Here is a 12,880-nt window from a genome sequence, read left to right as displayed (position 1 = left end):
CGCCCCGCCGCCCCCCACCCGCTAGCGGAAGTCGTGCATCACCCCATGCGCCTGTACCTGCTTGCACTGAACCCCACCGACTCGGTCACCGAGGGTTTCCTGCCCGCCGCCGCCCGGCTCGGCCTGGACGTCACGATCCTCACCGACCAGCCCGACGCCCACCGCGCCGCCTACCCGGAGTATCCCGACATCGAGGTCCTCGACTGCGACGTACGCGACTTCCGCGCCGTCGTCACCCGGATCTCCACCCACCACCGCCCGGACGCGGTCTTCACCAACAGCGACCACCTCCAGACGCAGGCCGCCCTCGCCGCCCAGTACTTCGGGCTCCCCGGCAAGGACTGGCGGGCCACCCTGCGCTGCAAGGACAAGGGCGAGATGCGCCGCCGTCTGGCCGCCGCCGGTGTGGACACCGTCTGGTCGGCCGAGGTCACCGAACCGGCCGACCTCACCGGGCCGGCCGTCCACGAGGCGCCGTACCCTTGCGTCATCAAGCCCCGCGAGGGCGTGGCCAGCGAGGACGTCGTGCTGGTCGGCACCGCCGCCGACCTCGTCGCCCGCGGCAAGGAGATCCTGACCCGCCGCCCCGGCGCCACCCTGGTCGTCGAGGAGTACCTGCCCGGCGAGCTGTACACCCTGGAGACTCTCGGCGACGGCACCGTCCGGCACGTCCTCGGCGGCTTCCACACCGTGCTGTCCCCGCCGCCCTACTTCATCGAGGAGCGACTGACCTTCGTCCCGGCCCATCCCGAACCGGTCGTCGCGCAGATCCTCACCCAGCTCGACGCGCTGGGCGTCGGCTTCGGCGTCTGCCACACCGAGTTCGTGGTCCACGAGGGCCGGGCCCGGATCATCGAGGTCAATTACCGCGCCATCGGCGACCAGTGCGACCTGCTCCTCGCCCAGCTCCTCGACCTCCCGCTCTTCGAGCACATCCTCCGCACCCACCTCGGCGAGGCGCTCCCCGCCGACCTGGAGTTCCGGCGCGACGGCGCAGCGCGCCTGGAGTACCCGTGCGCCGACCGGGCCGGAACTCTCGTCGCGGCCCCCCGGGCCAGCGAACTCGCCGTCAGCGGTGTGAACCTGACCTACCGTCCACTGCGCGAGATCGGCGAACGGCACGAGCTGTACCGGACCAACCGCGACTACCTCGGCGTCCTCCGCGCGACCGGCACCGGACAGGAGGCCGTCGACCGGGTGGTGGCGGACTTCCTCGCCGGGCAGCGCTGGGAGATCCAGTCGTGACCGCCGTCGCCGCCATGGAGAAGCCCGCGTCCGTCGACACCGCCGAAGCCGAACTGCTCACGCGCGTGCTCAGTGCCCTGCTCCGCGAGGACGTCGCCGGCCTGCGCGCCCGCGGCACGCTCGTCGAGCGGCCCGACGGTCCCTGGCTGCGTCTGTCCGTCGACGGCGACGACGCTCTGCTGCTGCCCGTCACCGAGGACGGGTTCCAGCACGCCTACGCCGCTCGACTGCCACTTCTCGTACAGGAGTCGGACGGCACCGAGTACACGACCTGCGAGGCGGTCCTCGCCGAACTGTGCGCACTGGCCGACCCCGTCGACCGCGACGGCTTCGACGCCTTCGCCGAGGAGTGCCGTCAGACGCTCGCGACAATGAGGCTGCACGAGGCGACGGGCGAGGAGGTCACCGTCGGGCTCACCGAGCTCTACGGCACCGACCCCGCCGACTGGACCGGCCTGCGGGGCGGCCTGGCGTACGAGACCCTCGCCGCGCGGCTCGACCACCCGGTCTACCCGACCGCGCGCGGCCGCTCAGGGCTCGACGAGGCGCAACTTCGGCACCATGCACCGGAGTTCCACCCGACCTTCGCCCTCCAGTGGCTCGCCCTGCCCCGCGAGTCGGTCACCGTCACCGGGCACCTGCCGGACGGCTGGCCGACCCCCTCCGCCCTAGGTCTCGCGGACCTGGACCGTACCCATGTCGCCCTGCCCGTCCACCCGTTGACGGTGGGAGCCCCCCTCGACGCCGCGTTGAGTGAGACGGGGCTCGCGGACCGTGCCGTACTCGCCGACTGGGCGTACCTCGACGTCGTACCCACCCTGTCGATGCGCACGGTCGCACCGACCGCAGCCCCCTCACTGCACCTCAAACTGCCGCTGGCCACAGCTACGTTGGGCCTGCGCAACAAGCGCTCCATCAAGCCCGGCACCCTCGTCGACGGCGCGGCCGGCCAGCGGCTGCTGGAAGCGGTGATCGACCGCGAGCCCCGCTTCCGGGACAGGGTGCTGCACGCCGACGAGACCGTGTACGCGCACGCCGGGCACGAACTGCTCGCCGTCCTGTGCCGCCGCTACCCGGCAGGCCTCGACGACTCGGTCGTCGTCCCCATGGCCGCCCTCCTCGCCGAGGCCCCCGGCGGGGGACTGGTCGTCGACCGTCTCGCCGACCGCTTCCACGGCGGTGACGTGACAGCCCTGCTCGATGCAGTGCTCACCCTGTTGTTCGACTGGCAGACCACGCTCTTCGGGTACGGCATAGCACTGGAGTCCCACCAGCAGAACGTCTCCCTGGTGTTCGGCCCCGAACCCGGCGCCCTGCGGCTGCTGCTGAAGGACAACGACGGGCCGCGCGTCAACAGCACCCGGCTGGCCGCCACGCTCGGCGGCGGGACCTGGGGCTTCGACGACGGGCGCACCTTCACCCCGGGCGACCGGGCAGTGGCCGACGTGTTCACCACCATCACCGTCCATCTGTGCGCGGGCGCATACGCCTTCGGTCTCGCCCGGCACGGCCGCGCCCCGCTGCCGGTGCTGCTCGACCTCGTGCGGGACCGGCTCACCGAGGCCGTGGACCGGCTCGGCGGGGACGCGGCGGCCGTCCTGCGCGAGCGGGTGCTGAACGCGCCCGAACTGCCGGTGAAGGCGATGGTGACCGCCGGGACCCTGCTCAGCAAGGAGCGATCGGGCGCCACCGACATCAATAAGCACTACACAACCGGTCCCAACTACCTGCTTCGGGATGGTGGTTCGGCATGACGGCCGAGGCGCTCCCGATGTCACGTGCCACCTTCGGTCGACGCCACGTGCATGCCGTGGCCGCCTGTTACTTCGTGGCGTCGTTCGCCGCGCTGGGGCTGCCGCCGTACTTCACGCAGATCCTGCCGGAGCTCGGTGACCGCACCGCCCGCTGGGCCGGGGTGCTGTATGTCGTACCCACCGTGTTCAGCGCGATCGCCGCACCCATGTGGGGTCGGCTCGCCGACCGCTTCGGGCGCAAACGGCTCCTGCTGCGGGCCCAGCTGGGGCTCGCCGTCTCCTTCCTGCTCGCCGGGTGGGCGGACTCGCTGACCATGTTCACGGTGGCGCTGGTGCTCCAGGGCATCCTCGGCGGCACGTTCGCGGCGTCCAACGGCTACCTGGGGGCGGCCCTGGAGGGCCCACGCCTGTCGAAGGCGCTCACCTTGATGCAGGGCAGTGCGCGGGCCGCGCTGGTCTTCGCGCCGATCGTCGTCGGAACACTGTCGCCCTGGATGTCCCCGCACCGTCAGTACGCCCTCCTCGCCCTGCTCCCGCTGGCCGCGGCCCTGCTCCTGGCGGCCCTGCCCGAGCCGGGTGACGCCGCCGAGGCGGAGCGGGAGGAGGACGCGGAGCCCCTCGACGTGGCGCCCGTGTCGGCGCTGCGCAGGCTCTACGCGCTGGAGTTCGTTTTCGTGTTCTCCACGGTCATCTCCTTCCCGTACCTGATATCCCTCGTCGAGGAACGCCTCCCGGACGCCTCAGCCGCTCTCTCCGGCCTGCTGTTCGCCCTGCCGCACCTGTGCTACCTCGTGTCTGCCATGGCCGTGCACCGCGCGCTACGTACCCGCCCCCGGCACGGCATAGCCCTCGGCTTCGCGCTGATAGCGCTCGGTCTGGCCGGCCACGGCGTCGCCGACACCCTGCCCGCGCTGATCGCCGTACGGCTGCTGCTCGGCGCGGGCCTCACCCTCGGCATGATCGGGCTGTCGGTCCTGGCCGCCGACTGTGCCCGGGGCCGTGCCCCCGGCGGGATGTTCGGCTCCCTGGAGTTCTTCTCCAAGGCCGGCGCCGTCGCCGCCGGTGTGACCGCGGCTGTGGGCAGCGCCACATTCGGACCCGCCGCGCCCGTGCTGATAGGCGGCGGCACAGCCGCCCTCACCGTCTTCGCGACCCTCCTGCCCCCACACCCGCGAACCCGCTGGAGCCACTGAATGCCCCCGCTGACCGACTCGCTCGGTACCGCCCACCTGCCCACCGCCGACGACGCGGTGGCCCACACCCTCCTCAACTGCCTGCTGCGCGAGGTCTCCGGCCCCGAACACCAGACCGCCGTCAGCGACGGCCACCTGCTGCTGCGCCTGCCCCGCCGCGGCCTCCTGCTCCGCGTCGCCCTCCGCCGCACGTCCCTGCTCGGCGCCCACCGCTTCACCGGCCCCGTGCAGGAGCAGTCCGAGACCGGCTGGACAGAGCTCGACTGGCGCCGCCTCGCCGAGTACGCGCACGACGAACTATCCCTGCGCACGGGTGTCAGCAACGACGAGTTCCTGGACCAGATCGACTCCAGCCACCGCACCGTCGTCGCCGCGCTGGCCACCCGCGAGGTCGCGGCGCAGGGCCTCCCGGACTACCTCGCCTCCGAACAGTCCCTGCTGTTCGGGCACCGCTTCCACCCCACCCCCAAGGCCCGCACCGGCGACGCCGACGCCTGGCAGTCGTACGCCCCCGAGGCCGGAGCCGCTTTCCCGCTGCGCCACCTCGCCGTGCGCGAGGACCTGATCGCCGAGGAGAGCGCCGAACCCGACGCCACCGCCGTCCTCGACGCGCAACGCGACGACGTTCCCGACGGCTACCGGCTGCTGCCCGCCCACCCCTGGCAGTACGAGATGCTCCACGAGCACCGCCCACTGCGCGAGGCCCTCGGCCGCGGTGACATCCTCGACCTGGGCCCGGGCGACCGGGAGTACGCCGCCACCGCCTCGGTACGCACCCTCTTCGACGGCGACTCCTTCCTGAAGTTCAGCCTCAACGTCCGCATCACCAACTGCCTGCGCAAGAACGCCACTTACGAACTGTCCGGCGCCGTCGCCCTCACCCGCCTCCTCGCCCCGGCCCTCGCCGACCTGGAGAGCCGCTTCCCCGGCAGCGCGATGCTCCGCGAACCCGCCTACCGCAGCCTCGCCCTCCCCGGCCCCGACGGCACCCCCGACCGTGCCCTCCTCGAAGGCTTCGGCGTGATCGTCCGCGAGGGCCTTTCCCGCCGGCTGCTGCCCGGCACGACCCCGCTGCTCGCGGCCGCCGTCGCCGACGAGTACCCGACCAGCGCCGCCCACATCTCCCGACTCCTCGACGGAGCGGGCCCCGAGGCCGCCGTGGACTGGTGGAAGGCATATCTCCGTCTCCTCGTCCCGCCCGTGCTGTCCGCCTACTTCGACCACGGCCTCGTCCTCGAACCCCACCTCCAGAACGTCCTGATCTGCGTCGACGCCGACGGCATGCCCGCCCAAGTCCTCTTCCGCGATCTGGAAGGCACCAAGCTCGTCCCCGACCACCACGCCGACGCCCTCGCAGCCCTCCCGCCCGAGGTCGCCGGCCCGATGTCGTACGACGCCCAGCGCGGCTGGGACCGGGTCGTGTACTGCCTGCTGGTCAACCATGTCGCCGAGCTGCTCGCCGCACTCGCCGACCTGCACCCCGAGACGGAGGCCGATCTGTGGGCGGCCGTCCGGGCCGTCATCAGGACCTACGCCGACGAGGAGAGCTGCCCGCCCCGCCTCGCCGCCCTCCTCGCCGGAGTGCCCCTGCCGGCGAAGGCCAACCTGCTCACCCGCTGGGAACGCAAGGCCGACCGCGAGGCCGGCTACGTCCGCCTCCCCTCCCCCCTGGCCGAAGACATCCTCCGCTGGAGCACCCGATGACCGACCCGACCCCCGCCGTACGCGACCGGATCCTGTCCCTGCCGCACAACGAACTCCCCGCGTACGTCTACGACTTGGCCGCGCTGCGCGAGCACGCCGAGTCCGTGCGCTCCGCTCTTCCCGAGCGCGTCGAGCTGTACTACGCGGCCAAGGCCAACCCCGAGCCGGAGATCCTCGCCGCGCTCGGCCCCTGTGTCGACGGCTACGAGGTGTCCTCCGGCGGCGAACTCGCCCACGTCGCCAAGGCCGTCCCGGGCCGCCCGCTGGCTTTCGGCGGCCCCGGCAAGACCCCGGACGAGATCCGGGCCGCCCTGGAACACGGCGTCGAGCGCTTCCACGTCGAGAGCGAGCACGACCTGCGCGTGCTCGCCGAACTGGCACGGCAGGTGGCCCCCGGCACACGCGTGGGTGTGCTGCTCCGCTTCAACCTGGCCGTGGCGGGCGGGGCCCTGGCGGGCAGCTCCCTCGCGATGGGCGGACGGCCCACCCCGTTCGGCCTTGACCCGTCACAGGCACCGCAGGTTCTCCGCCCATTCACGGACGGTACGTATCCGCACCTGGAACTCCGCGGCGTCCACGCCCACTTGGCGAGCGGCCTCGAAGCCCCCGAGCAACTGGCAGTCGCCCGCTCGATCGTGGACTGGGCGACAGGGCTGGACGCCGCCTTCACCGAAGTGAACGTGGGCGGCGGCATGGCCGTGGACTACGCGAACCCCGAGCGCCGCTTCGACTGGAAGACGTACGGCGAGGGAATGGCGCGACTCGCCGAAGCGCACCCGGACTTGACTCTCCGTATCGAGCCCGGCAGGGCCCTGACCGCCTACTGCGGCTGGTACGCCACCGAGGTGCTGGACGTGAAGCACAGCCGCGGTGAGGACTTCGCCGTGGTCCGGGGCGGCACCCACCACCTGCGCACCCCTGCGACCAAGGGGCACGACCAGCCCTGCTCGGTGCTGGCGGTGGAGAAGTGGCCGTATCCGTGGCCGCGCCCGGCGGCCGGAGGGGAGCACGTCAGCCTCACCGGACAGCTGTGCACCCCGAAGGACCTCCTCGCCCGGAACGTCCACGCGCCGGGGCTGAGGGCCGGGGACCGAGTGGCCTTCTCGGTCGCGGGCGCGTACGCGTGGAACATCTCGCACCACGACTTCCTGATGCATCCGCACCCCGGCTTCCACTTCCTCGACTGAACCCGCCGTTCGCTCCCTGACCGGACCTCCCCCGGTCTCCGTTGCACATCGGGCTCACATCCATAGCGGTGTGTTGGGCCTTCCTGTGCGCGCTGCCGCAGCCGGCCGCCCCCCGTTATGTGGGTTCCGTAGGTGCTGAAGACCATGTGAGGAAAGACCAGCAGCGCGTAGAGCTGGATTTCCCGCAGGTCAGCGGGACCTTCCTCGCGGCTTCAGCCGCATCTGCGGCAGCTCGGGAGCCGGCAGCGGATCCCCGTCATACCCCTTCACCTCTCCGAACCTGGAGCCTTCCATCCAGTCTTGACGCGCCTGTTCGATCTCCTCCTGCGACCGCCCGATCCAGTTCCAGAACATAGCGGATCCTGCGCGCTTTTCCGCAGGTCAGCGCTGTTCCGCACCGGTGAGGGTCAGCAAGCTGCCAGCATCGGTCGTGGAGGAGTTAGCAGCCATGGGTTCCGCTGTCCTGGTTCGTGGGATGGGGTCGTTTTTCAAGGAGTGTGAGCATCCGCGGTCGCGGTGGTCGAAGTGCCCTCACCCTTACAGGATCCGGTACCGGTCGGCGGCGGGGCGGCAGTTGGAGGAGTCCGGGTTCGCGACCCAGGATGCGGCCATCGAGCGTTTGACGGAAATCTACAAGGCGAAGAAGGCGGCCCCTCGGGGCCAGGCGAAGGCGGAGCGGATCGCCCGGTACGGCGAGATGCGGTTCGAGGAGTACGCCGGCGAGTGGAAGGCCGGTCAGCGGGATCCGGGGCCGGCGTCGGTGGTGCACCTGGAGTCGCTGCTGAACATTCATCTGCTGCCGCTGCTGGGCAGCCGGCGGATGAACTCCTTCGACCACAAGGTGGTCGAAGGCTTCATCCAGACCCTGGAACGTAACGGCATCGGCCTGGCCGCCCAGGCGAACGCCTTCGACAAGCTGAAGGCGATCCTGCTGGACGCGAACCGGCTCGGGCTGTTCGACGACAACCCGGTGGCCGGGGTGAAGCCGCCGCAGTACGACCCCAAGCGGGTGGTGATCCCCTCACCGCAGCAGCTGGGTCGGATACGCACCGCCGGTGACGACAGCTTCCTGCTGGTCGCCGATCTGATGAGCGGGTGCGGTATGCGCAACGGCGAGGCGTTCGCGGTGAATCTCAACAACATCGTCGCCGACGACGTCTACCGGATCACCGAGCAGGTCAACCGGACCACCTGCCGTTACGAGCGGCTCAAGCACCGCAAGGTGGGCGAGTACCGGGACGTGCCCCTGCCGGAGCGGGTGCGGCAGACCATCGAGTGGTACGCCGACAAGCACGGCACCGTCGACGGCTACCTGCTGCGTCACCCCAGTGACCCGTCCCGGACGTTCCCGCACTACCACATCGCCAACCAGTGGCAGCGGATCAAGAAGGCGGGCGAGGTCGACATCCCCGAGGGGATGGTCGTCTACGGCATGCGGCACTTCTTCGCCTCCAACTGCCTCACCCACGGCATTCCCATCACCGACGTCGCCGAGTGGATGGGCCACAAGACCATCGAGATCACCTTCAAGATCTACCGGCACCTCATGCCCGGCTCCATCAGCACAGCCGCCAAGATCCTCAACCTCCACCTCGCCGCATAAGACGCCCCGAAGCAAGCGTCTACGACGCGAGGCGGAGGCCGCACGCACGTCTGGGCAAATGACGCTTCCGGGTTAGCCGGTGTGGCAGCTGCACGCCTCAGAGGACATCGGTCTGAGTTCGGCGAACCGCCGGCCGTGGCCCGGCGCGACGAGGTGCCGTACCGCTCGTCGCGCCGTTCGGCTCATTCACCGGTCAGCTCCCTCCCGATGCGCCCCGCCCACTCCTCGATCTGCGTGAAGTCCCGGAAGTCCCCGCCTTTTCCGTTGCGCAGGATCATCCGGGCGACCCATCCCTTCGCTCCCTCCTCCTGGCAGCCCCCGAAGGTGACGTGCTCCTCGGCGTCGAGCCGGTCCATGGCCTTCTTCACACCGGGTACGGGCGGGATGTCCCGCTCCGAAGCCGAGGAGTCGAGTGGGCCGCTGCTGAAGAGCCAGAGCGGGCGTTCGACCAGGGGAGGACCTGGACGACGTGAAACGCCGCACGCTGATCGGCGGCGCCGTGCTCTGCGCAGCCGCCGCTGCCGAACCTTGGGGCCGTCTCGCGCATGCCCTCGGCAGGGGATCCAAGATCGATTCGGTCGCAGCGGACGCCCTCATCAATCGCGCTGCTGCCCTTCATGTGCGCGAGAATCACCTCACGGCCCTCCCCCTACAGGGCAGGGTGGAGGCTCCCCTTGACGCGATCACTGCCGTGCTACCGCAGACCGGCGAGCACCAGCGAGCACTGACTATTGCCGCCGGCGAGACAGCCGCCCTGGCCGGCTGGGCGGCTTGGGACTTGGGCGAGTACGAGAAGGCGTGCGCCTACTATGAGGCACGACGGACTGTGCAGAGGAAGCCGGGCACCCGCCGCTGCGGGCCCTGGCCCTGGCCTATGCCAGCTACGGAGCCACTACCCCTCAAAAGGCAGTGAACCTTCTGGCCCGAGCAGCCCGGGATGTACGAGGTCACGGCAACGCCACCGCTGCCGCCTGGATCCACGGCCGCTACGCGGAGGGAGCGGCGAATTCCGGAGACAACACGGGTGCCCTGCGAGCCCTGGACGTGCCCGCGTTGTGTACGACTTCGCCGACCACACCAACGAACAGCCATGGGTGGGCTTCATGACCCCCTACCGCCTCGAAACTCGTTGTCGCTGTCGGTCTATGGGTCGCTCGGGCGTAAGGAGTTGACCGAGACTGCGGACATCGCAGTGAGTCGTCTCGGCAAGGATCTGCCGGACTCAGGCGTTGTCGTCCTCGGCGACCTGGCCTCCGCGCTGTTGCGCGGAGGCGACAGGGAACAAGGTGTCTACGTGGCACGCCAGTTCGCGACTGCCGCTGAGGCTCGGCCGAACACCATGGGTAAGGCTCGCGGCCAGACCATTGCTGCTCGGCTCCCCGACAGCGAGCGTGAACTCACCCGGCACCTACGTCAATGTCCGGGCCGTAAGTGCGACCGGACGCTCAACCTTGGATTTACTTCGCCGTCGACTCTTCGACCACCCACGCCAGGTATGCCTCGGACCCCCCTGTGATCGGGAGAACGACCCACTCCGGAACCTCATAGCTGTGTTCCTGGGCTACCCACGCCGCAAGCTCTGGCAGGCGATCGGTGGTCGTCTTGTACGAGATCCGCCACTCCCGGGCGGTCTCAATCTTGCCCTGCCACCAGTAGACCGCAGTCAGCGGCGGGTCGATGTGAGCACCGGCCGCAAGCTGGTGCTCCACCGCGCCTCTCGCAGCACCATCGCTTTGTCCTCGTCGTCGATGGTCGTCTGGGCGACCACTATCCCGCTCGCCATGCAACTGCTCCTCCTAGTCGGTGTACCACGACCCGACCCAGCCGGCTTAAACCACAGGGCCGCTCTCGACTGCCTGGCCGGCCTGAGCGGCGATACGGCGCAGCCATATGTGGGCCGGTTCCCGCTCATGGAGGGGATGCCACCACAGGGACTCCACCAAGTGGCCGATCTCGAAGATGGTCCGGACGACGGTGATCGGTTGTCCGGAGAGGGCGGGGATCGCGGCCCGTTCTGGCATCAGGCCGATCCGGTCGGTCCCCGCAACCAGGTGCGGAATGGCCAGGAAGTTCTCCGTGACGATCTCCGCGTGCGGTTCGACGCCCTCGGCGTGCAGGCGATTCAGAGGGGAGAAGACCGGCGAGGGGTGACGGTAGGGCAGCACCCAAGGGCGTTCGGCCAGTTCCTCCCGCCCGAGGACGGCCGGGGCGCGGTCGGCGGACATCACGCACACCCAGCGGTCCTTGTACAGGTCGAAGGTGGGGATGTTCGACAGGATGCCCTGGGGCAGGACGAGGGCGTCCACCGTGCGCAGGTTGTCCAGCGCCTGCTGCACGACCCGTTCGGTGCTGTGCTGGAATCGCAGCCGCACGTTCGGCGCGGCCGTGCGGACCAGGTCGGCCAAGGCCCTTCCGAACGTGGGTAGTTGGCAGTCGGCCATGATCACGGTGAACTCGTGCCTGGCCTGCGCGGGATCGAAGTCGGGGCGCGTCTGGAGGACCCGGTCGGCCCAGCTCAGGGCCTGCCCGGTGTGTTCCACGAGTCGTTCCGCCAGAGGGGTCAGCTCGTAGCTGTTGCCCACCCTGACGAGGAGTTCGTCGCCGTAGTGCCGGCGCAGCCGGGCCAGGGCCGCGCTCAGCGAGGGCTGGCTCAGACCGAGCCGTTGTGCGGCCCGCGTCACACTGCGCTCCTGGAGGAGCGCGTCCAGCGGCGGCAGCAGGTTGAGGTCCAGAGTCACGGCACCCGCCTTGAATGATCATCAGTCCTGTCTATGTCGAGCATAAGCGATTTCGGCTTCCCTGATCCCAGGGGCGGACGCAAGAGTGGTGGCACGGCTCGGCGGACCTCGTGTCAGACGGACCGCCACCACCCCAGACGTTCGCATGCTCGGGCCTGCGCCGATCGATGCAGGTGTTCCGAGCTCATCAAGGAGGCGACAATGCCGTCGTTCCATGTCCTGATCGCCGGCGGAGGCATCGGAGGGCTCTGTCTGGCGCAGGGTCTTCGTCGCGCGGGCATCGGCTGCACCGTCTACGAGAGCGCGCCGGGCATCGGGCGGGCCGGCTACCGCCTGCACATGAACGGCGCGGGTGGCCGCGCTCTCCAGCAGTGCCTGCCGGATGCCCTCTTCGAGCTGTACATGCAGACCTCGCGCGAGGCGCCGCGCCGTGAGGTCATGGTCGTGCTCGACCATCAGGCCCGCGAACTGGGCGCCCGCCCCCACATCGGCCCGCCCAACGACCCAAGCCGGCCGCACACAGCGGTCAACAGGCGCACGCTGCGCCAGATCATGGGCGTGGGCCTGGAGGACATCGTCCGCTACGACAGCACCGTCACCGGCTTCGAGACGGACGGCGAGAAGGTGCGGGTGCTGCTCGACGACGGCACGAGTGAGACCGGGGACGTACTGGTGGGCGCCGACGGCATCAACTCCGTCGTGCGCAGGCAGTTGCTGCCCGACGTTGCGGTCGTGGACACCGGAAGTCGTGGCCTTTACTCCACCGCACCGCTGACCGACGATCTGGCAGCGAGCCTGCCCGAGGCACTGTTCGACGGCTTCGCCATCGCCGGGGGGCCGAACGGCGCGATGTTCGCGTACGGCGTGTACCGACCGCGCAGGCCGGTCGCTGAGGCGGTGGCCGAACTGGCGCCCGGCGCCGCCGTCGATCCCGTCGACCCGTACATCATGGTCAACCTCGGCCTTCCGCCCGGCAGCCCTGTCGCCGCCGGGGCTCCCGACCTGTGGCACAGCTCCCCTGAAACCCTGCACGCGCTGATGCGCACCGCGGTACGGGGCTGGGATCCCGCGCTGGCCGATCTCGTCGAGCACGTCGACGCGTCGACGATCTTCCCGGTGTCCACGCGTCACCTGCAGCCGGCAGATCCCTGGCCGGCCGGCCGTGTCACCCTGCTCGGTGACGCGATCCACGCCATGCCTCCCTCGTTCGGCTCCGGTGCCAACACGGCACTGCGCGACGCCGCGGCTCTCGCCCGGGCCCTGGAGCGCGCCGCCCACGGCGACACCCCCGTGGCGGAGGCCGTGGCCGAGTACGAGACCGAGATGCGCGCCGAGGTCTTCCCCATCCTGCGCGCCTCGGCCGACCCGCGGGGCCTCGACGCCGACTTCCTGCCGGACGACCTCCCCGTCAGTCACACCTGATCGCCGCCCCCGACACGAGCCGCACCACGAGGAG

General features: G+C 70.3%; 8 protein-coding genes and 3 pseudogenes. 7 read left to right on the top strand and 4 right to left on the bottom strand.

Annotated elements, in window-relative coordinates; genetic code table 11:
- Nucleotides 1–45: 45 nt before the first annotated feature.
- Genes ACZ43N_RS06680 through ACZ43N_RS06660 form a run of 5 tightly spaced genes read left to right on the top strand, consistent with a single transcriptional unit; the run spans nt 46 to nt 7,083 of the window.
- On the top strand, nt 46–1,245 hold the full coding sequence (locus ACZ43N_RS06680; RefSeq protein ID WP_468095448.1) for an ATP-grasp domain-containing protein: 1,200 nt from the start codon (nt 46–48) through the stop codon (nt 1,243–1,245).
- Nucleotides 1,246–1,259: 14 nt separating this feature from the next.
- Nucleotides 1,260–2,999 (top strand): IucA/IucC family protein, encoded by a 1,740-nt coding sequence (locus ACZ43N_RS06675; protein ID WP_468095539.1) that lies wholly within the window; start codon nt 1,260–1,262, stop codon nt 2,997–2,999.
- Complete coding sequence (locus ACZ43N_RS06670; RefSeq protein ID WP_468095447.1) at nt 2,996–4,192, top strand: MFS transporter; 1,197 nt, start codon at nt 2,996–2,998, stop codon at nt 4,190–4,192. Before ACZ43N_RS06675 ends, ACZ43N_RS06670 begins: the two co-directional genes overlap by 4 nt.
- Nucleotides 4,193–5,896: an IucA/IucC family protein gene (locus ACZ43N_RS06665; protein ID WP_468095446.1), complete on the top strand. Its 1,704-nt coding sequence runs from the start codon at nt 4,193–4,195 to the stop codon at nt 5,894–5,896.
- Complete coding sequence (locus ACZ43N_RS06660; protein WP_468095444.1) at nt 5,893–7,083, top strand: type III PLP-dependent enzyme; 1,191 nt, start codon at nt 5,893–5,895, stop codon at nt 7,081–7,083. The genes ACZ43N_RS06665 and ACZ43N_RS06660 overlap by 4 nt, the downstream gene beginning before the upstream one ends.
- Before the next feature lie 189 nt (nt 7,084–7,272).
- Here the strand turns inward: ACZ43N_RS06660 and ACZ43N_RS06655 are convergent.
- Nucleotides 7,273–7,437 (bottom strand): annotated as a pseudogene (locus tag ACZ43N_RS06655) (pirin family protein); the annotation flags it as partial.
- A 121-nt stretch (nt 7,438–7,558) separates the two neighbouring features.
- Here ACZ43N_RS06655 and ACZ43N_RS06650 point away from each other — a divergent pair.
- Complete coding sequence (locus ACZ43N_RS06650; protein WP_468095442.1) at nt 7,559–8,686, top strand: tyrosine-type recombinase/integrase; 1,128 nt, start codon at nt 7,559–7,561, stop codon at nt 8,684–8,686.
- Between the two features lie 182 nt (nt 8,687–8,868).
- Here ACZ43N_RS06650 and ACZ43N_RS06645 read toward each other — a convergent pair.
- From ACZ43N_RS06645 to ACZ43N_RS06635, 3 genes and pseudogenes are all read right to left on the bottom strand, one after another.
- Nucleotides 8,869–9,138: pseudogene (locus ACZ43N_RS06645) on the bottom strand (flavodoxin domain-containing protein); the annotation flags it as partial.
- A 1,005-nt stretch (nt 9,139–10,143) separates the two neighbouring features.
- Nucleotides 10,144–10,469, bottom strand: a pseudogene (gene cutA, locus ACZ43N_RS06640) (divalent-cation tolerance protein CutA).
- A gap of 46 nt (nt 10,470–10,515) precedes the next feature.
- On the bottom strand, nt 10,516–11,424 hold the full coding sequence (locus ACZ43N_RS06635) for a LysR family transcriptional regulator (RefSeq protein ID WP_468095441.1): 909 nt from the start codon (nt 11,422–11,424) through the stop codon (nt 10,516–10,518).
- 201 nt (nt 11,425–11,625) lie between these two features.
- Here ACZ43N_RS06635 and ACZ43N_RS06630 point away from each other — a divergent pair, with 201 nt between their 5' ends.
- Nucleotides 11,626–12,846: an FAD-dependent oxidoreductase gene (locus ACZ43N_RS06630; RefSeq protein WP_468095440.1), complete on the top strand. Its 1,221-nt coding sequence runs from the start codon at nt 11,626–11,628 to the stop codon at nt 12,844–12,846.
- Nucleotides 12,847–12,880 lie beyond the last annotated feature (34 nt).

This window comes from Streptomyces sp. NPDC030814, assembly GCF_055572155.1.
The sequence above is the reverse complement of the archived record's forward strand: the minus strand, read 5'-3'. Positions and strand labels throughout refer to the sequence as shown.

Coding starts and splice junctions, on each gene's coding strand:
- ACZ43N_RS06680 (WP_468095448.1), top strand. CDS start 46: ATGCGCCTGTACCTGCTTGCACTGAACCCCACCGACTCGGTCACCGAG.
- ACZ43N_RS06675 (WP_468095539.1), top strand. CDS start 1,260: ATGGAGAAGCCCGCGTCCGTCGACACCGCCGAAGCCGAACTGCTCACG.
- ACZ43N_RS06670 (WP_468095447.1), top strand. CDS start 2,996: ATGACGGCCGAGGCGCTCCCGATGTCACGTGCCACCTTCGGTCGACGC.
- ACZ43N_RS06665 (WP_468095446.1), top strand. CDS start 4,193: ATGCCCCCGCTGACCGACTCGCTCGGTACCGCCCACCTGCCCACCGCC.
- ACZ43N_RS06660 (WP_468095444.1), top strand. CDS start 5,893: ATGACCGACCCGACCCCCGCCGTACGCGACCGGATCCTGTCCCTGCCG.
- ACZ43N_RS06650 (WP_468095442.1), top strand. CDS start 7,559: ATGGGGTCGTTTTTCAAGGAGTGTGAGCATCCGCGGTCGCGGTGGTCG.
- ACZ43N_RS06630 (WP_468095440.1), top strand. CDS start 11,626: ATGCCGTCGTTCCATGTCCTGATCGCCGGCGGAGGCATCGGAGGGCTC.